General features: G+C 67.7%; 14 protein-coding genes. 7 read left to right on the forward strand and 7 right to left on the reverse strand.

Going from position 1 to position 22,201, the window contains the following annotated elements:
* Positions 1–469 precede the first annotated feature (469 nt).
* Positions 470–1,258, forward strand: coding sequence for a gamma-glutamyl-gamma-aminobutyrate hydrolase family protein (locus tag BM315_RS10900; protein WP_090500776.1), 789 nt, complete (start codon positions 470–472; stop codon positions 1,256–1,258).
* 58 nt (positions 1,259–1,316) lie between these two features.
* On the opposite strand, the gene BM315_RS10905 is transcribed toward BM315_RS10900, so the two are convergent.
* The 7 genes from BM315_RS10905 to recC all read right to left on the reverse strand — a co-directional run bounded on the left by BM315_RS10905 (position 1,317) and on the right by recC (position 15,419).
* Positions 1,317–2,999 (reverse strand): phosphate ABC transporter substrate-binding/OmpA family protein, encoded by a 1,683-nt coding sequence (locus BM315_RS10905; protein ID WP_170862201.1) that lies wholly within the window; start codon positions 2,997–2,999, stop codon positions 1,317–1,319.
* Between the two features lie 211 nt (positions 3,000–3,210).
* Complete coding sequence (locus BM315_RS10910; RefSeq protein WP_090500780.1) at positions 3,211–4,068, reverse strand: hypothetical protein; 858 nt, start codon at positions 4,066–4,068, stop codon at positions 3,211–3,213.
* Positions 4,065–5,714 (reverse strand): AAA family ATPase, encoded by a 1,650-nt coding sequence (locus BM315_RS10915; RefSeq protein ID WP_090500782.1) that lies wholly within the window; start codon positions 5,712–5,714, stop codon positions 4,065–4,067. Before BM315_RS10915 ends, BM315_RS10910 begins: the two co-directional genes overlap by 4 nt.
* A 9-nt stretch (positions 5,715–5,723) precedes the next feature.
* Positions 5,724–6,479, reverse strand: a complete 756-nt coding sequence (locus BM315_RS10920; RefSeq protein WP_170862202.1) for a PspA/IM30 family protein — start codon at positions 6,477–6,479, stop codon at positions 5,724–5,726.
* A 157-nt stretch (positions 6,480–6,636) separates the two neighbouring features.
* Complete coding sequence (recD, locus tag BM315_RS10925; RefSeq protein ID WP_090500972.1) at positions 6,637–8,472, reverse strand: exodeoxyribonuclease V subunit alpha; 1,836 nt, start codon at positions 8,470–8,472, stop codon at positions 6,637–6,639.
* 90 nt (positions 8,473–8,562) lie between these two features.
* A complete protein-coding gene (gene recB / locus BM315_RS10930; protein WP_090500786.1) occupies positions 8,563–12,108 on the reverse strand; it encodes an exodeoxyribonuclease V subunit beta in 3,546 nt (1,181 codons plus the stop codon).
* Positions 12,105–15,419 carry an exodeoxyribonuclease V subunit gamma gene (recC, locus tag BM315_RS10935; protein ID WP_090500788.1) on the reverse strand — a complete coding sequence of 1,105 codons (3,315 nt, stop codon included), beginning with the start codon at positions 15,417–15,419 and terminating at the stop codon, positions 12,105–12,107. The genes recB and recC overlap by 4 nt, the downstream gene beginning before the upstream one ends.
* Positions 15,420–15,519: 100 nt before the next feature.
* Here recC and BM315_RS10940 point away from each other — a divergent pair, with 100 nt between their 5' ends.
* The 6 genes from BM315_RS10940 (at position 15,520) to BM315_RS10965 (ending at position 22,173) form a co-directional block, all read left to right on the forward strand.
* Complete coding sequence (locus BM315_RS10940; protein ID WP_090500790.1) at positions 15,520–16,647, forward strand: PilT/PilU family type 4a pilus ATPase; 1,128 nt, start codon at positions 15,520–15,522, stop codon at positions 16,645–16,647.
* A 210-nt stretch (positions 16,648–16,857) separates the two neighbouring features.
* Positions 16,858–18,504 (forward strand): Na/Pi cotransporter family protein, encoded by a 1,647-nt coding sequence (locus BM315_RS10945; protein WP_090500791.1) that lies wholly within the window; start codon positions 16,858–16,860, stop codon positions 18,502–18,504.
* A gap of 165 nt (positions 18,505–18,669) precedes the next feature.
* Positions 18,670–19,500 carry a hypothetical protein gene (locus tag BM315_RS10950; RefSeq protein WP_090500793.1) on the forward strand — a complete coding sequence of 277 codons (831 nt, stop codon included), beginning with the start codon at positions 18,670–18,672 and terminating at the stop codon, positions 19,498–19,500.
* A 149-nt stretch (positions 19,501–19,649) separates the two neighbouring features.
* The gene (locus BM315_RS10955) at positions 19,650–20,657 is read left to right on the forward strand and encodes a methionine ABC transporter ATP-binding protein (RefSeq protein ID WP_090500795.1); all 1,008 of its coding nucleotides are present in this window, start codon (positions 19,650–19,652) and stop codon (positions 20,655–20,657) included.
* Positions 20,657–21,334, forward strand: a complete 678-nt coding sequence (locus BM315_RS10960; protein WP_090500797.1) for a methionine ABC transporter permease — start codon at positions 20,657–20,659, stop codon at positions 21,332–21,334. The genes BM315_RS10955 and BM315_RS10960 overlap by 1 nt, the downstream gene beginning before the upstream one ends.
* Positions 21,335–21,396: 62 nt before the next feature.
* A complete protein-coding gene (locus BM315_RS10965; protein ID WP_090500799.1) occupies positions 21,397–22,173 on the forward strand; it encodes a MetQ/NlpA family ABC transporter substrate-binding protein in 777 nt (258 codons plus the stop codon).
* The last annotated feature ends 28 nt before the right edge of the window (positions 22,174–22,201 follow it).

Below are 22,201 nucleotides of genomic sequence, written 5' to 3' on the forward strand. Positions count from 1 at the left end.
TGGATGCCATTCCAGGGTGAACCGCGGCACCGCAACGCGGCGGCTCTGTTCGCGCGCTGGTCGAACGGCATCCTCACCCGCTGTTGGCGGCCGCCAGCCTGCCCCTGCTGCTGATGCTGGTGGCGGGTTGAAGGCTTGACTTGTCAGGCGTTAAAAATATTGGACTACCCCGCATGCTAAAAACGAAAATATATTCGTTTAAAAACAGCTATATAGGCCAATATTTCGCAGTGCCCAGCAGAGCGAGCGCTCGGTTTCCCCCACAAATAGCGCATCATTCGTTTGACATATTTTACGGCTTTGGCAGACTGGGCCGGTGTTTCGACGGCCAGAGCGCGCCGGGAACAGGCTCAATCGCCTCGCTCCCGACACGCCTGCGCCGCCTAGCAGGCAACAAACAGGAAGCAGCGCCGCCGCGCCGGCCCTTCCTGCACAGCAACGGCAGGCCCTCCCTGCCCCAAGGTGATCTATGTCCAACAACAACAGCGGCAAACGCAAGCCCGTGGTCCTCATGTCCATGGGCGTTCAGGAACGTAAAGGGCATGCCTATCAGGTGATGACCCACAAATACATTGTCCCCCTCGTCGAGCTCTCCGGCTGCGTACCGCTACTGGCACCGACCTGCTGCGGCAGCGACGACCTCGAGCAATACCTCGACATGGTCGACGGCGTGTACCTCACCGGCGCCGGCAGCAACATCGACCCGGCGCTCTACAACCAGGAAAACCTCACCCCGGACAAGGCCCAGGACCGCGATCGCGACCTGTTCGACCTGCCGCTGATCCGCGCCGCCATCGCCCGTGGCCTGCCGCTCTTCGGCATCTGCCGCGGCATGCAGGAAATCAACGTGGCCCTGGGTGGCGACATCCACCAGAAACTCTATGCCGTCGGCGACTTCGACGACCACCGCGAAGACTCCGACGACCCGGTGGATGTGCAGTACGGCGAAAGCCACAGCGTGCGCCTGGTAGCCGGCAGCTGGCTGGCCGAGTTGCTGGGCAAGGATGAGATCAGCACCAACTCGCTGCACGGCCAGGGCATCGCCACCCTGGGCGAAGGCCTCGAGCCGCTGGCCTACGCCGAAGACGGCCTGATCGAAGCCATCCATGCGCCCGGCCTGGCGCAGTTCACCCTCGCCGTGCAGTGGCACCCGGAATGGCAGGCCAGCGCAAATCCCGACTCGGTGAAAATCTTCCAGGCCTTCGGCGCGGCCTGCCGCCAGCGCATGGCGCAGACCACGCCGGCGAACCACCGCTAGCCGACCGCGCTTGCGCGGCCGAGCACCTGCACGCAGACGCTCGGCCGGGGTTGGCGGGCTATTCGAGGGTGAACCACTGCACCTCGACCCGGCGGTTCTGCTCGCTGTCGGCACCGAGCGGCTCTTCCCAGCCACGGCCGACCAGTTCGATGCGCTCCTCGGCGATCCCCGGATGGCGCGCCAGCAGCGCCTCCTTGACCGCCTGGGTGCGCTGGCGCGACAGCTCCATGGCCTTCAGCGCCATCTTGCGCAGCAGCGCCGGGCCGCCCTGACGCTCGAACTCGCCGACCATGGCGTTATCCACATGGCCGCGTAGCAGGACGATGGAGCCGGGGCTGACCTGGAGGAACTGCTTGATGGTGTCCAGGTAGTCCTGGTTGTCCTTGGCCTGTTTGTCCAGCTCAGCCGAGTTCGGTTCGAAGAAGAAGCGGATGTCCTTGCTCAGCAGCGCGTCGCCCTCCAGGGCGACCTTGCCGCTGGTGCGGATCGGCGCGATGGCGATGCTCTGGCCCTTGAACTGGCCGCCCTCGGCCAGTGCCTTGAGGTGCTGCAGATCAGCGAAGCGCGCCGGATCGGCCGGGTTGCGGATCAGCGCACCATAGGCCAGCACCGAAGACTGGAAGATGCCCTGGAAGGAGCCGGCCGAATCGATGCTGCCGTCGAAGAACGCCAGGTTTTCCGGCAGGTTGCTCAGGTGCACCTTGCTCAGCTCGTCGAGGGTTTCTTCCGGGGTCCAGCCGAACGCCTGGGCGACTACGCCGGCATGGCTTTTCGGATCGTCGCGCAGCAGGCGGTTGCCTTCCAGCAGGCCGTGTACCAGGCCCTTGACGATCTGCGGGTGGGCCGTGGCGAAACCCTTGTTGACCACCAGGATGTCGGCGACCACCAGCAGGTTGCGGTTGGACACCAGCATCTTCGCCGCGCCGGCGGATTCGGCGACCACTTCATCGGTACGCGGCGACCAGCCGACGCAGCCGTTCAGGCGCTGCTTGCCGGTCAATTCCGCGGCGTAGGCATCGCAGGCGATAAAGGCATCCTCGTAGAACACCAGGCCCAGCTCGTTCGGCCCCGGCCGGGCGTCCAGGTCGCGCAGCACCTTGACCGGCACGCCGGCTTCGGACGCCAGGTAGCGGATGAAGAACTCGCTCTCGTTGAACTGGGTGGCGCCGAGCACCTTGCCCTTGAGCTGATTGACGCTGGCGATGGCGCTGTCCACCACCACCTGGTCGGCGCCGCGGGAGAAGGCGATCTGCGCCGGCACCGTGACCTCGAACTGCCGGCCGAGCACGGCCAGCACATCGGCAGTGGTGGCCACCGCGGCCATCTGACCGTTGTTCAGCGCCGACCATTCCTCGCTCTCGCCCTTGCTCAGGCGCACCTGGAAGCCGTACTGCTTGGCGAAGAAGGAGTCGGGGTTGGGCGCCAGCCCGCCGTTGGCGACGATCAGCCCGCCGTAACCGGCGTACTCGCTCATGTCGACGTCGATGATGTTGTTCTTCATCTCGTAGGGCGCGGCCGATTGCAGGGTCGGCGTACCGCTTACCGGCTCGACCGGCACAGGCCCGCCGTCCACCCCGAGGCTGGCGGGCAGGCCGCCGAGCACGCTGTCGCCACCTTCCTTGAGCATGTCCTTGCCGACCAGCCAGGCGCCCAGGCCAAGCAGGCCGAGCACCAGCACTATGGTCAGCAACTTGCCGGCGGCATTGCCGCGCTGGCGCGCCCTGGGTGCGAATAGATACATGACGCCTCTCCCTGTCGGATGCGGGCCAGCGGCCCGCCAATCAAAAGTGTTCATAGCCTAAATCGCTTCCCGGATTTCATCCGGACTACGGTCTGCGACAACGTAGGGTGGATAACGCCTTTTTCATCCACCATCGTCGATGGTGGATGGGTGAAGCGTCATCCACCCTACCCAGATCCGTGACCCGGATAAGCCTGGGTGCAGCAGCCCATCAGTGTCGAAGCGACTGGCCTTGCGCCGGCTTGTCGCCCTGGCCTTGCAGCACATAGCGCGGCAGGCTCTGTTGTTCGTCGAGTTCGAGCACGCCGAGCAGGTCGCGCTGGCTGTTCAGCCAGCGGCTGGCCTCGTTGAACGAGCTGGTCAGGGCGTTCAGCGCCAGGCCGATCTGTTCCTCGTCGGTGGCCAGCAGGGTCTGTTCGCGGATCAGGGCGATCTGCTGCTCGATGCGCTGCAGCTCGGCATCCACATGCTCCTGGCGCCGCAGGCCTTCGACATGGGCCGCCTGGCGCGCGTCTATCACCTGCTTCTGCTGTTCCAGGCTGCGGCGCAGTTCGTCGCTCAGCTCGGCGGCGGCCAGGCGCAGATCGATCTGTTCTTCCTGCTGCTGCAACTCGGCGCTGTCGCGGGCGGCGGTGTCCGCCACCACGCTCAGCGCCTGGCCGGCGACCAGCAGGCGCAGGTTGAGCCACACCAGTTGCTCCAGGCTGGCGGCGTGCGAGGCCATCAACGGCGAGCGCGCCAGCAGTTGCAGCACCTCGCGGGCGCGCGCCTCGACCTGCTGCTGACGCTGGCGCTGCGCCGCATCGAGCAGGGCCAGGCTGGCCTCGTAACGTTGTCCGGCAGGGTCGACCGGCTGCACTTGCCGGGCATCCACGCTGCGACGAAAACGCGCGTTGCGCGCCAGCAGCGCCAGATAAGCCAGCTCCAGGCCGGCGCCAAGGACCCAAAAGCCGGGGCTGACAAAGGCGCCCAACAAGCCGAACGCCGCCAGGCCGAACCAGTTCGGCGCCAGCGGCATGCCCAGCGGGCGGGCATTGAAGGCCGCCCATAGGTAGCGTCCGCCACTCATGGGCTGAGGTTCTCGTCGGCGAGATGGCGCAGGGACTCGGGCACGAAGGCCATGTCGGTGGCTTCGCGGATGGCGATGCTCATCTGCAGGCGCAGCACCTGCTCGGCCACCGGCGGCTGGTAACCCTGCAGGCAATGCTCGAGCGCTGCCAAGGGCTGCATCTGCGCGGTGCGCACCTGACGGTAGACCTTCACCGCCAGCGCCTCGGCGGCGCCCGGAGTGAGCAGCAAGGGTAGCGGCAACTTCACCAGCGCCTTGCTTTCCAGCTTGAGCTCGAAGCGCTTGAGCAGGGCCCTGAGCAGCGCCGCGCTCTCCTCGATTGTGGTGGTCGGCAGCAGCGGGATCTTCACATCGACCCGACCCGGACGCTTGAGGTCGACCTCGATCAGGTCGGGGCGCGAGGAGGCGAGAATCCAGATCACCTTGCCGCGGTTGTCGGCGTCGCCCATCTCCTGGGCGATCATCGAGTAGAGGCGCCCGGACAGGCCACTGTCGCCACTGCCGCCATCGCGCTTGCCGAGGGTCTGGTCGGCTTCGTCGATAAATACGATGCAGCGGCCGAGGCCACGGATCAGGCGGAAGATCTTCTCCAGGTTGCCTTCGCTGGAACCGACCCAACGGTCGCGGAAGTTCTTCAGCTTGACCACCGGCACCCCGGCCTCGCCGGCCAGGCACTCGACCAGGTAGGTCTTGCCGGTGCCGACCGGGCCGCAAAAGATGTAGCCCTTGGGCAGCGCGCGCAGGTCGGCGGCCTGCCAGAGCGCCATGTCCTGACGCAGCCAGACTTTCAGCGCGTCCTGGGCGTGGTAATCGTCCAGGGTGCGCTTGGATTCGATGAATTCCACCAGGCCGGCGCTGTCGGTTTCCACCAGCTGCTTCTTGGCTTCGACCCAGTCCTGGGCGCCGAGCACCTTGCCCTGGTGGGCGCGGCGCTTGACCAGGCTGGCCAGGGCGCTGAGGCTGACCCCGGCCAGGGCCTGCACCGCGCCGTTATCCTCGGCGGCGAAGGCCTTGGGGTGGTCCAGGCGCAGCTGCGCCAGGCACTGGCCGAGGCTGTCGGCATCCGGCAGCGGCACCTGCACCCGGTCGATGCGCGGGTTATTGGCCACCAGCGGATGCAGGTCATTGAGGTTGTCGGCGAGCAGCAGGCTGGCGAAGGCCATATCGGCGAACGGCGGCTCGGCAGCCCAGTCGCGCACCAGGCTGGCCAGGCTGGCGCTGGCGAAATCGCCCTGACGGCTGGCCGGCAGCACCAGCTCGGCGCCGCGCAGGATCACCGCCACATGTTCGCTGTCGCCGCGGCCCAGCGCCTGCAGGTTGGCGCGGTAACGCAGGTAGCGGCTGATCAGCTCGATCGCCGCGCGCGGCTCATGGGGCCAGGGCTGGATCTTTTCCGCCGCCGGCCACTGGGCGAAACGCTCGCCGCCGCGCAACAGACTGAGGCCGTTGCCCGGATCGTAGAGAAACACCAGGTCGAAGGTGCCGAGCAGCCTGGCCTCCAGGTAGCGGGTCAGGCTGACCAGGCGACCGTCCAGCGGGAAGCGGTCGGCGACATTGCCATAGAGCACGAACTGGCCGTGGGCGCCGCTCTCGTAGGCCAGGCGCAGCTCGTCGAGCCAGGCGGGTGCTTTGCCTTCACTGCTCATGGGCGCGCCTTACTGGCTTTCGGATTGCGGGTTGCTACCACCCATACTGCGATTGGCCGGCGCCTCGGGGGTGGCCTCCTGGCCCGGCAGGCTGATGCCTTCCTTGGCGGCGAAATCGGCCAGGGCCTGGTCGGCCAGGGCGTCCATCTCGGCTTCCTTGAGGTTCACTTCGCTCATGTCCATCGAGTCGCGGGCCATGCGCGCGCGGCCAGCGGCCTGGGTGCGTTCTTCCTCGACCATCTCGTGCAGGCGGTTGAGGGTGTCGCCGGAGCCGCCGATGCTGCTGACCATGCCGGCGGCCATCTCGTTCATCTCGGCCATGGCGGTCTTCATGCGCAGGTCGTTGATCGCGCCCTTGAGCGCCTCGATCTTGCTGCGCGCGGCGGCCACCGCCACTTCGCGGGCCTTGGTCAGGTTCTGGTAGGTCTCCTCGGCCTGGGCCAGCTGGCGGCGGTTTTCCTCCAGCTCGCGGCCAAGGTTCTGCAGGCGCAGGGCGTTCTGCGCGGCGGCCGACTTGTTGCCGGCGCGCAGGTGCGCGGTGGTGCGCGCATGCAGCTCGCGCTCCTCGGCCTCCTGCTTGCGCACCTGGCTCATCAGCCGCTCGGCCAGGCCGGCATGGGCGGCCAGGCCCTGGTTGAAGTTGGCGATCTGCTTGCGCAGGTTCTCCTGTTCCAGCTCCAGCAGGGCTTCCGGGTTCTTGCGCTCCAGGTCCTTGATGAACAGGGAGAGGATGCCTTTGAAGATATTGGTCAGACGAAAGAACATGGTGTCTCCTTGCGCTATGCGGGCAATCCATCGGTACCGGCGCCGCCGGTCAGGCTTGGCGCATTCTTGGCGAGCGCGTCGATTGTTGCAACCTTCTCGGCAATTGGCCGGACTCGGGCCACGACTGCCGGCGATGGGCACCATCCTACAAAGGCGGCTAGAACAGCGGCAGCTGAGCGTGACCGGCGCCGCTCGCGGGCGGCGCTGCAGGCCCGGGCTGGGTGGCCGGGTCGACAGCCAGGCGCTCGGCCAGGCCCGCCGCGCGCTCGGCGCGGGTGGCGACCGCCTCGCCCAGGCGCGCCGGCAGGCCCCAGATTTCCACCTTGTGCTTGGCCCGGGTGATGCCGGTGTAGAACAGGCTGCGGCTCAGCAGCGGGCTGGGTTGTTCGGGCAGGACCAACAGCACTTCGGAAAATTCCGAGCCCTGGCTCTTGTGCACGGTCATGGCGAAGGCGCTGTCGTGGCTGGGCAGCCGCGCCGGGGCGAAGGGCCGGTAGCCGGCCTCGCCTTCGAAGAACACCCGCAGACCGAACTCGCTGTGCAGGCAGATGCCGATATCGCCGTTGAACAAACCGAGGGCGTAGTCGTTCTGCCGCACCATCACCGGCCGGCCGACATACCAGCGTTCGCGGCTGGCGACCTGATTGCGCCTTTTCACCCGCGCCTCCAGCGCTTCGTTGATGCCGGCCACGCCCCAGCTACCTTCGCGCTGGGCGCAGAGGGCGCGGAAGTCGTTGAAGGCGGCAAAGGCCGCCTGCGGATCGGCGCTTTTCGCCGCGGCGAGAAAGGGCGCATAGCCGCGATCCAGCCGTTCCAGCAGATCGGCGGGGGTCGGCTGGGCGTTCCAGGCCAGGTCGCTACGCTGTTCTTTGAGCAAACTCAGGGTGCCGCTGACGTCGCCGCCGTTGATCCGCCGGGCCAGCTCGCCGATGCCGCTGTCGCCGGCGAAGCGGTGGCTGTGGGTCAGCAGCACCACGGCATCGCCCAGGCGTGAAGTGGGTGGTGCGACCGCTACCGGCTGGCCGGTGATGCGCTGCAGGTCGGCAGCGGCCTGGGCGTCGAAGCCGCGGCCTTCGCAGAGTTCGGCGAATACCGCGCCGGCTTCCACCGCACAGAGTTGGTCCTTGTCGCCGAGCAGGATCAGCCGCGCGTTGGGCGGCAGGGCATCGACCAGTTTGGCCATCAGCGCCAGGTCGACCATCGAGGCTTCGTCGACCACCAGCACGTCCAGCGCCAGCGGGTTGGCTGCGTTATGGCGTACCTGCGGGCTGTCGCCACGGCTGCCGAGCAGGCGGTGCAGGGTGCGCGCCTCGTCCGGCAGAGCCGCCCTGATCGCCTCGCTGACCGGCAGGCTGGCCTTGGCATTGCGGATCGCCTCGGCCATGCGCGCCGCCGCCTTGCCGGTGGGTGCGGCCAGGCCGATGGCCAGCCGAGCGCCGCCTGGCTGCTCCAGCAACGCGGCGAGCAGGCGCACCACGGTGGTGGTCTTGCCGGTGCCGGGGCCGCCGGAAATCACCGCCAGCCGGCGCCGCACCGCCTGGGCGGCGGCCAGGCGTTGCCAGTCCGGTTGCTGGGCGTTGAAGGCGAACAGGCGGGTCAGGCTTTCGCTCAGCTGCGCCTCATCGACGGCTGGTAGAGCGGCGGCGCGGCTAAGCAGCTGTTCGGCGAGCTGGCGTTCGTAGACCTGGTAGCGCGCCAGATAGAGGCGCTCGCCGACCAGAATCAGCGGGGTGAAGTCGCCGTCGGTGCCGACCAGGGACGAGGCGGCAAGCCGCACCTGCCACTCGGCCAGCGGCGGCAGGCAGAAGCCGTGTTCCGGCCAGGGCCGCTGCCCGGCGCGTCGGGCCAGCGGCAGGCAGACATCGCCGTTATCCAGCGCCGCACAGAGCAGCGCGGCCGAGGCCAGCACCAGCGGTTCGGCGGCCGGGTCGAGGCGGCGCAAGCTGTCGACCAGGGCGCGCTCCAGCGGGCCGAGGGGCAGATCAGGCAGCATGGCGGTACTCCGGTAGGAGCGGGCCATGTCCGCGATGCTCTTGCGCCGTCGAATTTTCGCGGGCATGGCCCGCTCCTACAAAAGCTGCCATCACCCCTCTCCTTCGAACAGCTTATCCAACGCATCCAGCAGCTCATCGCCGGGCCGCGAGAAATACACCCCGGCCGTTGGCATGCCGCGCAGGAACAGGTAGTAGGCGCCGCCCAGCTGGCTGTTATCGAAGTCGCTCAGGCGCTGGCGCAGGAAGCGCCGCAGCGCCACCAGGTAGATAAGGTATTGCAGGTAGTAGTGCTCGCCGGCCAGGGCCTGGAGCAGGCGTTCGCCGCCGTAGTAGCTGGCGTCCGGGCCGAGCCAGTTGGATTTGTAGTCGGCGATGTACCAGCGCCCATCGTGCTCGAAGGTCAGGTCGATAAAGCCCTTGAGGAAGCCTTTCAGGTTGTCGAACTCCAGGCGTGCGGCGGCTTCGCGCATCGGCACGGCCAGGCCATGAGCCGGATCGCTGAGGATCGCCCGCAGGCGCTGCAGGTCGAGATTGGCCACCGGGAAGGTGAAGCCAAGTTCCGGCAGGCGCCGCGCCGCGTGTAGGCTGGCCAAGGTCAGGCCATTGCCGTCGAGGTCGCTGTCGAGCACCTGCTGCAATTGGCTCAGCGCCACCTCGCTCCAGTCGCTGTCGATGCCGTGGCCGCGCAGCGCCGGTTCGATCAGCTCGGCCAGGGTTGCCTTGCCGCGCGCCCAGTCCTCCAGAATCGCGTGCAGGCAGGTGCCGGCGCGGGCGCCGCGGGGGAAGGCGAAGAAGCCACTGCCCGGCTCGCTGGCGGCGGGCAGCACCAGGCCGTCGCGGTCCGGCGCCTCCATGTGCATGCCGGAGGCCAGCCCGGAGAAGCTGCCGATGCGCCAGGCGCTGTGCAGGCTGCGGTTCATCTGCTGCAGCTGCAGGGGCGGCCGCGCACGGCGTTCACCGGCGGCGCTGGCTTCGCTGTCGCGCAACGCCTGCACGGCCATATGGCCGTGGCTGGCGCCCACCAGCTGCTCGATCTCGCCGCGCAGGCCAGCAGGGCCGAGGGCCTGCAGATGGCCGGCGAGTTCGCCCAGGGCATCCTCGCCGGGCAGCTGGCGACCGTGCAGCAGCCAGGCCAGGGCGCTGCTGTGCAGGCCGGCCTCGCTGAGGCTGCCGTCCTTTTTCGGCTTGCAGTCCACCGGCCCCCAGTGCAGCCAGAGGCGGTCACGGGCCCGGGTCAGGGCCACGTAGGTCAGGCGCAGGCGCTCGGCGAAGCGCTCGTGGCGGGCGCGCTCACGGTGGACGTCGAACTGCTCGCCACCCAGGTCGAGCAGCGGCGTGCCGTCGTCGGCGTGGCAGCTGATGTCTTCGCTCTGGCGCAGCAGCGCGCCGTCCCACAGGTAGGGGCAGAACACCAGCGGGTATTCCAGGCCCTTGGCGGTATGGATGGTGACGATCTGCACCCGCTCGGCATCGCTTTCCAGGCGCAGCAGGGCTTCTTCGCCGTGGGCCTCGGCGCTGCGCTGGGCGTTGAACCAGCTCAGCAGTTGTTCCAGCCCGGGGCGTTGCAGGCTCTCGCTCTGCAGCAGTTCGGCCAGGTGCAGCAGGTTGGTCAGGCGCCGTTCGCCATCGACCAGGGCGAGCAGGCGCGGCGCCACCTGCTGCTCGTCCAGCCAGGCGCGGAAGGCGCGCATGAAACCCTGTTGCTGCCAGAGCTGGTGATAGCGCTCGGCGGCTTCGCGCTCGGCATCCCAGGCCTGGGCGTCGTCCTGGCAGGCGGCCAGATCGGCGGCGCTGCGGCCGAGCAGACGGCTGGCCAGGGCATAGCGCAGTGCGCCTTCGCGGCCCGGCTCGGCATAGGCGGCCAGCACCGCGGCCAGTTCGCCGGCCTCTTCGCTGTGCCAGACGTTTTCCTTGCCGCGGCGCACGCTGGGCACGCCGCGCGCCGCCAGTTCGGCGGCGACTTCGCCGGCCTGGCGGTGGCTGGCGACCAGCACCGCGATATCGCCGCCTTTCAGCAAGGTGCGCTCGCCCGACGCCTCGAAATAGGCCTCGCCACGGCCGCTCGCGGTCAGCAGCGTGGCGATGCGTCGGGCCGTGTCGCGAGCCACCAGGGCGCCGGCCTCGCCTTTGCCGAGGTAATCGTCGGCCAGCCAGACCAGCGCCAATGGTGCGTCCTGTTCGGCATCGACAACCGGCAGTACCAGCTGCGGCCGCGCCCGCTGGCTGGCGCCGACCTGCGGATAGGCCAGGCCCTTTTCGGCGAAGGGCATGGGCCGGTCGAACAACTGGTTGAGCGCGGCGATCAGCTCCGGCGTCGAACGGTGGTTGGTGGCCAGGCTGTACTGGCGCGCGGCTTCGGCGCGGGCCTGGAGGTAGGTGGCCAGGTCCGCGCCCCTGAAGGCGTAGATCGCCTGCTTGGGGTCGCCGACAAAACACAGGTCGCCCTGGTTTTCGTAGATCCGCCGGAACACCTGGTATTGCACCGGGTCGGTGTCCTGGAACTCGTCGATCAGCGCCACCGGGTACTGTTCGCGCAGGGTGCCGGCCAGGTGGTCGCCACCCTCGCCATAGAGCGCCTGTTGCAGTTTGTTGAGCAGGTCGTCGAAGGCCAGTAGGCGCTGGGCCGCCTTGCGTTGCGGCAACTGCTCATTGAGCTGGCCGATCAGGCGTACCTGCAGGTCGATCAGGCGCTGCTCGGCTTCGGGCTGCGCGGCCTGCAGCGCCTCGCACAGGCCTTGCAGGGCATCGGCCAGCGGGCTATCCGGCGCGCTTTCGCCTTTCTTGCTGGCCTTGGCCAGGCCTTCGCGGGACAGCCGCTGGTGCGCCTCGGTCTTGCCGAACAGCGCGGCGACGTCGCTGAAGTAACCGTCCAGCTCGGCCTGCCAGGCGCCGAGCTTGGCCGGGTTGCACATATTGCTCTTGAAGCCGGCGAAGGCCTTGAGCTGCTGCAGCCACTCACCGCTCAGTTGCTGCCAGGCATCCCGCGCCTGCTGCCAGGCGTGGCGCAATGCGCTCATCTCGCTGCTGGCACCGGGCGGCGGCTCGATGCGCAGGTAGGGCTTGCCCAGGTGGTTGCGCAGACGCTGACGCAGGCTCTGCGGGGTGATCTTCTGCTGTACCAGGAAGGCCGCCCACTCCGGCTCGGCGGCCGCCAGCTCGTGGCGCCAGAGGTCGGCGAGCAGGGCGTCGAGGATTTCGCGGTCGTCGTGGGTCAGCTCGTTGTCGAAATCGCCGCCGGCCTCGAACGCCGCATCCTGCAACGCACGCTGACAGAAGCCGTGGATGGTGAAGATCGCCGCCTCGTCGAAGCCGTGCACCGCCAGCAGCAGACGCCGATGACTGGCCGTATCCGGGTACTGCGCGTGCAGGCGGTTGAGCAAGTCGTCCGCGCCTGGGCCGTTGTCGTAGACCGCCAGCAGCTCGGCCAGGCGCAGACGAATGCGTTCGCGCAATTCGGCGGTGGCCGCGGTGGTAAAGGTCACCACCAGAATCTGGCTGACGTTGAGCCGTTTCTCCAGCAACAGCCGGGCGTAGAGGGCGGTGAGGGTCCAGGTCTTGCCGGTGCCGGCGCTGGCCTCGATCAGCGAGCGGCCGGCGAAGCTGTCCTGCAGCAGATCCAAAGGCGCGCTGGTCATGCTTCGTCCTCGTCACTGCCGTGCAACGCATCCAGGGCCGGGCCGTAGAGTTGTTCGGCCAGCGCCTCGAAGCGCGCGTCCAGCGGCTCGCGGTCGCGGAAGGCCAGGGCGTTCCAGGGGTCCTGGCCTTCGCCGCTCATATAGTCGTTGCCTTGCCACATCACCCGCGCTTCGCTGCGCGCGGCGTCGAGCGGTTCCTTGCGGCCGGGTTTGCGCCATTTTTTGGCGAAGCCATAACTACACTTGGCCAGCACCGGCAGCGGTTCGCACAGGGCGCTCTTGTAGGCCTCGAGCCAGGGTTCGAGCAGTTGCAGCGGGTTGCTCAGCGGCCCCAGGCGCCACTCGCTTTTCGGCGACAGCAGGCGGCTGTCGCGGGCGATGCCGGGGGTGGCGGCGCAGTTGAGCAGCAGGTGGCGCAGCCAGAACGGCGCCAGCTCCCAGGCGCCGAGGTCGCGCAGGCGGTAGTCGAACAGGCCGCTGGCGCTGACCCCGTCGAGCCAGCCGTGGATGCGCACGCCGGCCAGCTGGATATCCACCAGCAGCGGTTGCGGGACGTCTTGCGGGCGTTCGTCGAACAGGGTCGGGGCGAAGGCGCGGATCGGCCCGCGAATCTGCCCCCAGTGGGCCTGGCCCAGCTCGCCCACCGGCAACCAGCCGGAGGCGGCGGCCACGCGGCGTTCCTCGCCCTCGCTCCAGCCCTGTTCGATGGCCTGCAGCGCCAGCTGACGCAGGCCGTGCTGGCTGGTCCACTCGACGCTGAAGGGTTCGTCGCCGGCCAGGGCCTCCTCGCTCTGCGCCAGACGCAGGCCGAGGCGCTGTTCCAGCAGGTAGCGCGCCGGGTGCTTGAAGCAGTGGATCAGCTGGCTGGGTTCCAGGGTCAGCGGATCGCCGCCCGGCCCGTCCGGTTCCGGCGCGGCCAGGGTGCCGGCGAAGGGCTGCGGCGCTTCGACCGCCTGGCTCAGGCGCTGGGCGGCGCGGAACCAGGGCGCGGCAAAACCGGCCTGGGCGCCGCCGGCGAAATTGCCGGCGGCGAAGGGTTGCAGCGGGTGCTGGTGGGTGATCTGGGTGCTGGCTTTTTTGCTGGTCTCAGATTCGTCGCGGCTGAAGCCCCTCCCACAAGTTGCGGTCAGATCGATGACATCCAGCAGTTCGCTGACCAGCACCGAGGGTGGCAGTTCGGCGTTGCTGCGCGGGTCGCGGCCGACGTAGCTGAGGTAGAGGCCGCCGCGCGCCGAGAGGAGGATTTCCAGCAGCAGGTAACGGTCGTCGAGGCGCCGGGCGCGGTCGCCACGCCGCGGTTTCTGCCCGATCAGGTCGAAGCCGGCCGCCGGGGTGCGCCGCGGCAGGGCGCCATCGTCGAGGCCGAGCAGGCAGACCAGGCGAAACGGCAGGCTGCGCATCGGCACCATGGTGCAGAAGGTCACCGCGCCGGTGAGAAAGCCCGAGGCGCCGCCGCCCTGCTCCAGAGCCGAGGTCAGCTGCTGGCGGATCAGCGCCAGTTCCAGCGGCCGCTCGATGCCGGCAGCCGTGGCCTGATCCTGCAGCGCCGCACAGGCGCGGGAGAGCAGCAACAGGGTGTCGCCGGCCTCGCGCTCGTCGAACAGGGTGTCGATCAGCGCCAGCAGGGTCTCGCTCCACTCGCCCAGGCTGCGCGGGCGTTGCAGGCTCTGCGCCAGGGCGGCCAGGCGTTCGACGAAGGCGGCCAGGCGCCCGAGCAACTGCGCGCGACCGCCTTCCAGGGCATCCAGCGGCCAGCTGTCGCCGAGCAGAGGCGCGTGCGCGCCGGCCAGTTTCGGCGGCGCGGCGAAGCCCAGGAGCAGGCGATCCAGACCCTGGCGCCAGGTGAAGGCGGCATCCGCCGGCAGGCCCAGCTGCTGACGATGCTCGCCATCGCGGCCCCAGCGCACGCCGGCCTCGCGCAGCCAATCGCGCAGCAGCGGCAGGTCCTCGGCTTCGATGCCGGCGCGGCGGGCGAGCGCCGGTTGCTCCAGCCAGGCGAGGATTTCCTCGGCGGCGAAGCGGCTGTCGGGCAGGGCGAGCAGGTTGAGGAAGGCTTCGATCAACGGGATTTCCGCGCGCAGGCTGCGGTCGGCCAGGCTGAAGGGAATGCGGGGTCCGGCCGTCCGGGCAGCGCCGCTTTTAGCCGCGAAAATCGCCTCGATATAGGGCGCGTAACGTTCGATATCCGGGGTCAGCACCACCACCTGATCCGGGGTCAGCTCGGGATCGGCGGCGAAGCGGGCGAGCAACTGGTCATGGAGGATTTCCACCTCGCGCAGCGGCGAGTGGGCGATATGCAGCTCCAGCGAGCGGTCGTCCTCGCGCAACACCAGTCGCTCATCGGCCTGGCGGGTGCGCAGGCGCAGGATGTCGTTCTGCAGCGCCTGCAGCAGGCTGCTGTCGTGCAGATCCTCATCTTCGGAATACAGACCGATTTCCTGGCTGCCTTCGCTCGAAGCCAGGGAGAACAGGCTGTCGAAGAAGTCGCGGCCCTGCTTGCCCAGGCTGGCGAGCAGCGGATGGCCAACATCCAGGTACCAGTCATCCGGGCTCAGCTCGGGTTGGCGGGCCAGCTCGCGGATATCGCGAATCTCGCCCCAGGCCTCACGGCAGGGATTGAGGGCGAAGATCACCACCTCGGTGTGCCGCGCCAGGCCTTCGAGCACGCGCAGGTGGTGGGTCGGCAGGCTGCTGATGCCGAATACCAGCAGGCGTTCCGGCAGAGCGGCAATGGGCGACGCGTCGTACAGACGGCGCAACAGGTCGTCGAGCAGGCGCGCACGGTGCGGGTGGCCGCCCTCGGTCAGCTCGCGCCAGAGCAGCGCCTGCCAGGCTTCGTCCGGGCCCAGGCCGAGCAGTTCGTTGCGCTCCCAAGCCGCCAGCCAGTCGTCGCGATACAGCAGGTATTGGTCGAATACATCGGCGATCTTGCTGGCCAACGACAGGCGGCGGCGCTCATCGCCGCCCTCCAGGTAATGCGCCAGGCGCGGCGCTTCCGCGAGGTTGACCGGCTCGCACAGCCAGTCGTAGAGGCGCCAGGCCAGGGTGGTCGGCGCGAACGCCGATTGCTCGGGCAACTGACCCAGCACCAGGCGCGACAGATCCCAGACGAACTTGGCCGGCAACTGCACCTCGAGCTGCATGGCGATGCCCTGCTTGCGCGCCAGTTCCAGGGTCAGCCAACGGCCCATGCCCTGGCTCGGCACCACCACCAGCGCCGGCGCCAGGGGCTCGCGCAATGGCTGGGCGAGCAGGCTGGTGGCCAGTGCGCCGAGGGTTTCCAGATCGGGAGCGTGATAAAGACTGAGCATGGTGGGCACTGCATCCGTGGCGAAGCGCTAGATTAACCAGTCTGGCGGCGTGGAGCGACCGCCAGTGCTAGGATGGCAGCGCACAAGGCCAGGAGGCACGATGAACGACACGACCGATGACCCGGTGGATGTATTCCCCTATCTGCAACTGCTCTACGAACGCGGCGGTTCGGACCTGTTCTTCAGTGTCGGCGCGCCACCGCACATGAAGGTCGAAGGCCATAGCCAGGCGGTCGGCGAACGCCTGCTGAAGGCCGGCGAGGTGCAGCGGCAAGCCTACCAGTTGATGACCCAGAAACAGATCATGGAGTTCGAGCGCGATCTGGAGATGAACCTGGCGGTCAGCGTGCAGAACGCCGGGCGCTTCCGGGTCAACGTCTACTACCAGCGCGGTGAAGTGAGCATGGTGGTGCGCCTGATCAAGAGCCGGATTCCCGACTTCACGGCGCTCGGCCTGCCCAAGCTGCTGGAAAAACTGAGCATGCAGGACCGCGGCCTGATCCTCATGGTTGGCGCGGCCGGCTCGGGCAAGTCGACCACCCTGGCGGCCATGCTGGACTTTCGCAACCGCCACAAGAGCGGGCATATCGTCTGCATCGAAGACCCCATCGAGTTCCTGCACAAACACCAGAAGTCGATCATCGACCAGCGCGAAGTCGGCCTGGATACCCACAGCTTCGCCGACGCCCTGCGCAACGTGCTGCGCGAGGCGCCGGACGTGATCATGCTCGGCGAGATCCGCGATGCCGCGACCATGCAGCACGCCCTGCACTACGCGGAAACCGGCCACCTGTGCCTGGCCACCCTGCATGCCACCAGCAGCAGCCACGCGGTCGAGCGGATCGTGCGTTTCTTCCCCGACGAGGCGCGCAAGCAGGTATTGGCCGACCTGGCGCAGAACCTGCTGGCGGTGATCGGCCAGCGCCTGGTGCCCGGCGTGACGCAGAAACGCGTGGCCGCAGTGGAGTTGATGCTGGCCACTCCCTATATCCGCGACCTGATCCAGCGCGACCAGCTGGACGACCTCCGCGAAGCCACGGCACGGGCGCTGGAACAGGGCCTGCAGACCTTCGACCAGCACCTCTACCAGTTGCTCGAAGCCGGCCGGGTCAGCCTGGGCGAGGCGCTCAAGTTCGCCGATTCGCGAACCGACCTAAGCCTCAAGGTCAAGCTGCAGCACGGTTTCGGCGCCGAGGATGGCGAGTTCAAGGTGCTGCACGACAGCTGAGGGCGGGAGAGAAACGCTCGCCTATTGCACCGTCGCCAAACGCCCGTTGCGACCACCTGCAGGCGGTCTCGCGGCGACGCTCGAAATCTGACACCTGCAGAAAGCGGCTGACGCCCAGTGCATTTACGGCTATAGCTAAATGCAGGCCTGGATAAAACCGTGCTTCATGCATCCAACAACCACAGGCCGGTCGCCAGGGAGGCCGTCGTCATGCTCACCCTGCTCAATCTGCTGTCTGCCGTCGCCCTGCTGATCTGGGGGACCCACATCGTTCGTACCGGCATCCTGCGGGTGTACGGCTCGCACCTGCGCCAGGTGCTCAGCCACAACGTCAGCAAGCGGCCGATGGCCTTCGCCGCCGGTATCGGCGTCACCGCCCTGGTGCAGAGCAGCAACGCCACCGCGCTGCTGGTCACCTCCTTCGTCGGCCAGGGCTTGATGGCGCTGCCGCCAGCGTTGGCGATCATGCTCGGCGCCGACGTCGGCACGGCGCTGATGGCGCGGGTGCTGACCTTCGACCTGAGCTGGCTGTCGCCGCTGCTGATTTTCCTCGGGGTGATCTTCTTCCTCTCCCGCCGGCAAACCCGTGCCGGCCAGCTGGGCCGCGTGGGTATCGGTCTGGGCCTGATGCTCCTGGCGCTGGAACTGATCGTCGCCGCTGCCACGCCGATCACCCAGGCAACCGGAATCAAGGTGCTGTTCGCCTCGCTGACCGGCGACCTGCTGCTGGATGCCCTGATCGGCGCCTTGTTCGCCCTGATTTCCTACTCCAGCCTGGCGGCGGTGCTGCTCACCGCGACCCTGGCCGGCGCCGGCCTGATCAGCCTGCCGGTGGCCATCGGCCTGGTGATCGGCGCCAATATCGGCAGCGGCCTGCTGGCCTTCCTCACCGCCAGCCTGCAGACCCCGGCGGGACGGCGGGTGGCCCTGGGCAGCCTGCTGTACAAACTGATCGGCCTGATCGTGGTGATCCCCCTGCTCAACCCGCTGGTGAGCTGGCTGGACAGCCTCGAGTGGCGGCCGGCGGAGCTGGTGATCGGCTTCCACCTGCTCTACAACAGCCTGCGCTGCGTGCTGATGCTGCCCACGGTCGGGCCGATGGCGCGCTTCTGCAACTGGCTGCTGCCGGATCGCCCCGACACCAGTGGCGTGGCCCGCCCGCGCCACCTCGATGCTACGGCACTGGCCACACCGAGCCTGGCGCTGGCCAATGCGGTGCGTGAGACCCTGCGCATCGGCGACCTGATCGATACCATGCTCAGCCACCTGCTGGAAGTGCTGCGCAGCAACCAGCCGGCGCTGAGCAAGGAGTTGCGCCGCCTGGACGACGACGTCGATGCGCTCTACAGCGCGGTCAAACTCTACCTGGCGCAGGTGCCGCGCGAGGCGCTCAGCGAACAGGACAGCCGGCGCTGGGCGGAGATCATCGAGCTGGCGGTCAACCTGGAGCGCGCCGGCGACATCATCGAACGCATGCTCGGCAAGGTGCAGGATCAGAAGACCGCACAGCGCCATTCGTTCTCCGAAAGCGGCCTGGAGGAACTGGCCAGCCTGCACGGGCGGCTGATGGTCAACCTGCGCCTGGGGCTATCGGTATTCCTCTCCGGCGATCCCGAGAGCGCTCGCCAGCTGCTGCGCGAGAAGCGCCGCTTCCGCGCCCAGGAGCGCCGCCTGGCCCACGCCCACGTCGGCCGCCTGCACCGCCAGGTGGTGCAAAGCATCGAAACCAGCTCGCTGCACCTGGAGCTGATCGGCGACATGAAACGCCTCAACTCGCTGTTCTGCAGCAGCGCCTACGTGGTGTTGGAGTCCGCGGACACCGGTGCGCTGCATGCGGAGGAAGTGGGTGGCGAGTAGCACACAGGCAAAAGACAGCGTGCCTCTGGAGTTGCGTTTGAATAATGCGCAGCGCGGATTTCATTGGGCTACGGGACTGGCGCAGAATTGTCGACGACGGTTTGGTTGCGCCCGGCCCGGCGGTGTAGAATTGGCCGTTTTTTGCCCGATATGAGACTCGCAGTAATGATCTCGTTCGCCTCACGTTGTCTTTCCATCCTTGCCTTTTCGCTGCTGTTGGCCGCGTGCCAGAGCACGCCACAAGAAGCCGGCGCGGCCACCGACGAGCTGCTCGGCGACTTTCGCCTGCTCGAACAGAGCCTGGCCAGTGGCCAGTTGAGCGAGGCCGAAAGCCACCTCGAGTCCCTGCAATCGCGCGCCAGCGGCGACGCCCGCCTGGAGGTCTATCAGCGCCAGCTGGCCGAGGCCTATCTGCGCCAAGGGCAAACGGCCCTGCAGTCCGGCGATCTGGACCGTGCGACCAAGGCCCTCAGCCAGGCGCGCCAGTTGATGCCGCAGGCACCCGCACTGACCACCGGACTGGGTGGCGCGATTGCCCAGGTCCGGCAAAGCGAACTGGCTGCAGCGGATCTTGCCAGCAACGCCGCCGAGCAGGCAGCCGCTCAGGCCCGGGCCGCACGGGACGAGCAGGTGCGGCAATTGCGCCAGGCCGCCGAGCGTCAGGCGGCTGCGCTCAGGGCGATCCAGTTGCCCGAGGAGGTGGCGCAGCCCGCCCAACTGATCGACCCGGCCGCGCCCAGCAGCATGATCGCCCTGCCGATGCTGGACAGCCGGGACAACCAGGGCCTCTACCGTCTGCTCGATGCGGTCGCCGCGGATGTGGTCAGGTTCCGCTGCGCGGTGGCTATCCAGGTCCGCCAGGCCAGTGACTATCTGTGGCTCGCCCCACTGCTCGAGGCCCGGATCGAACGTCTCGACCCGGACTTCAGCCCGACCATGAAACAGCTACTCGAGCCCGAGCAGACCCCGCAACTGCTGCTCAGTCCGCAGCGCTAACCGCAACGGCATCTGCAGGCCCTGCATTTACTCATGCGTTTTGGCTATAACCATAGGCCTACAAAGATTTTTGCGGCCTAAACAGTGCCGGGTAGACTAGGCGCCTTTGTGCCTACCCGGCAGCTCGACAAACCCAAAAGGTTTAATGCGTGATCAACTTCCATCAGGTTCACAAGGCGTATCGCGTCAGTGGCCAAGATATCCCCGCCTTGCAGCCGAGCGACCTGCGGATCGCCCGCGGCGAAGTGTTCGGCATCATCGGCCATTCCGGTGCCGGCAAGAGCACCCTGCTGCGCCTGATCAACCGTCTGGAGGAACCCACCGGCGGGCGCATCGAGATCGACGGCGAAGACGTCACCGCGCTGGACGCGGCGGGCCTGCGGCGCTTCCGCCAGCGTGTCGGAATGATCTTCCAGCACTTCAACCTGCTGTCGTCGAAGACCGTCGCCGCCAACGTCGCCCTGCCGCTGAAGCTGGCCGGGCTGCTGTCGCGCAGTGCCATGGAGGCACGGGTGGCCGAGCTGCTGGCGCGGGTCGGCCTCAGCGAGCACGCGGGCAAATACCCGGCGCAACTGTCCGGCGGGCAGAAGCAGCGGGTCGGCATCGCCCGCGCCCTGGCCACCGAGCCGAAGATCCTGCTGTGCGACGAGGCCACCAGCGCCCTCGACCCGCAGACCACCGCTTCGGTGTTGCAACTGCTGGCGCAGATCAACCGCGAGCTGAACCTGACCATAGTGCTGATCACCCACGAAATGGACGTGATCCGCCGGATCTGCGACCGCGTGGCGGTGATGGACGCCGGCGTGATCGTCGAGCAGGGCTCGGTGGCCGAGGTCTTCCTGCATCCGCAACACGCCACCAGCAAACGCTTCGTCCTGGAAGCCGAACAGGTCGACGAAGACGAACTGCACGACGACTTCGCCCATGTGCAAGGGCGCATCCTGCGCCTGACCTTCCAGGGCCAGGCTACCTACGCGCCGCTGCTCGGCACGGTAGCGCGCGAGACCGGGGTGGATTACAGCATCCTCGCCGGGCGCATCGACCACATCAAGGACACCCCCTACGGCCAGTTGACCCTGGCCCTGACCGGCGGCGACCTGGACGCCGCGCTGGCGCGCTTTGCCGCCGCCGACGTGCACATGGAGGTGCTGCGCTGATGGAGGCTCTCCTGACCCGCCTGTTACCGAACGTCGATTGGGCGGAAATCGGCTACGCCAGCCTGGATACCCTGAGCATGCTCGGCGGCTCGCTGCTGTTCACCGTACTGCTCGGCCTGCCCCTGGGCGTGCTGCTGTTCCTCACCGGCCCGCGGCAGATGTTCGAACAGAAGGCGCTGTACGGCGTACTGTCGCTGCTGGTGAACATCCTGCGCTCGGTGCCCTTCGTCATCCTGCTGATCGTGATGATTCCCTTCACCGTGCTGGTCACCGGCACCTCGCTGGGCGTGGCCGGAGCCATCCCGCCGCTGGTGGTGGGCGCCACGCCGTTCTTCGCCCGCCTGGTGGAAACCGCGCTGCGCGAAGTCGATCGCGGCATCATCGAGGCGACCCAGGCGATGGGCGCGAGCACCCGCCAGATCGTGCTCAACGCCCTGCTGCCCGAGGCGCTGCCGGGCATCTTTGCCGCGGTGACGGTGACCGCCATCACCCTGGTGTCCTACACCGCCATGAGCGGCCTGATCGGCGGCGGCGGCCTCGGCGACCTGGCGGTGCGCTACGGCTACCAGCGCTACCAGCCCGACGTGATGCTGGTCACCGTGGTCCTGCTGCTGGTGCTGGTGCAGATTCTGCAAAGCGCCGGCGACAAGCTGGTGGTGCACTTCTCGCGTAAATAATTGCGCTTTATCGAATCGCGGCTATCCGCCGAACCCGCATCCATCCCACAAGGAGCTTCATGATGAAAAAATTGCTGAGCGCCATCGCCGTCGTCGCCGCGTTTTCCAGCGCCGCCCAGGCCGAAACCCTGAACGTGGCGGCCACCGCCGTACCCCACGCGGAAATCCTCGAGTTCGTCAAACCGACCCTGGCCAAGGAGGGCGTCGAGCTGAACGTCAAGGTCTTCACCGACTACGTGCAGCCCAACGTGCAGGTCGCCGAGAAGCGCCTGGACGCCAACTTCTTCCAGCACCAGCCGTACCTCGACGAGTTCAACCAGAGCCGCGGCACCGAGCTGACCAGCGTCGCCGGCGTGCATGTCGAGCCCTTCGGTGCCTATTCGAGCAAGATCGAGGACCTCAAGGACCTGCCGCAGGGCGCCAACGTGGTCATCCCCAACGACGCCACCAACGGCGGCCGCGCCCTGTTGCTGCTGCAGAAGGCCGGGGTGATCCGCCTGAAGGACGACGCCGGCATCACCGCGAGCGTCAAGGACATCGCCGAGAACCCGAAAGCCATCAAGGTGCGCGAACTGGAGGCGGCAACCCTGGCGCGCGTGCTGGGCCAGGTCGACCTGGCACTGATCAACACCAACTACGCCCTGGAAGCCAAGCTCAACCCGACCGAGGATGCGCTGATCATCGAAGGCAGCGACTCGCCCTACGTCAACATCCTGGTCGCCCGCCCGGACAACCAGGACAGCGCCGCCATGCAGAAACTGGCCAAGGCGCTGAACAGCCCCGAAGTCAAAGCCTTCATCCTGGAGAAATACCAGGGCGCGGTAGTTCCGGCGTTCTAAGCTGTCGCTTCTCCGCTAGTCACATGAG

The organism is Pseudomonas borbori, assembly GCF_900115555.1.
Classification (GTDB): Bacteria; Pseudomonadota; Gammaproteobacteria; order Pseudomonadales; family Pseudomonadaceae; genus Aquipseudomonas; species Aquipseudomonas borbori.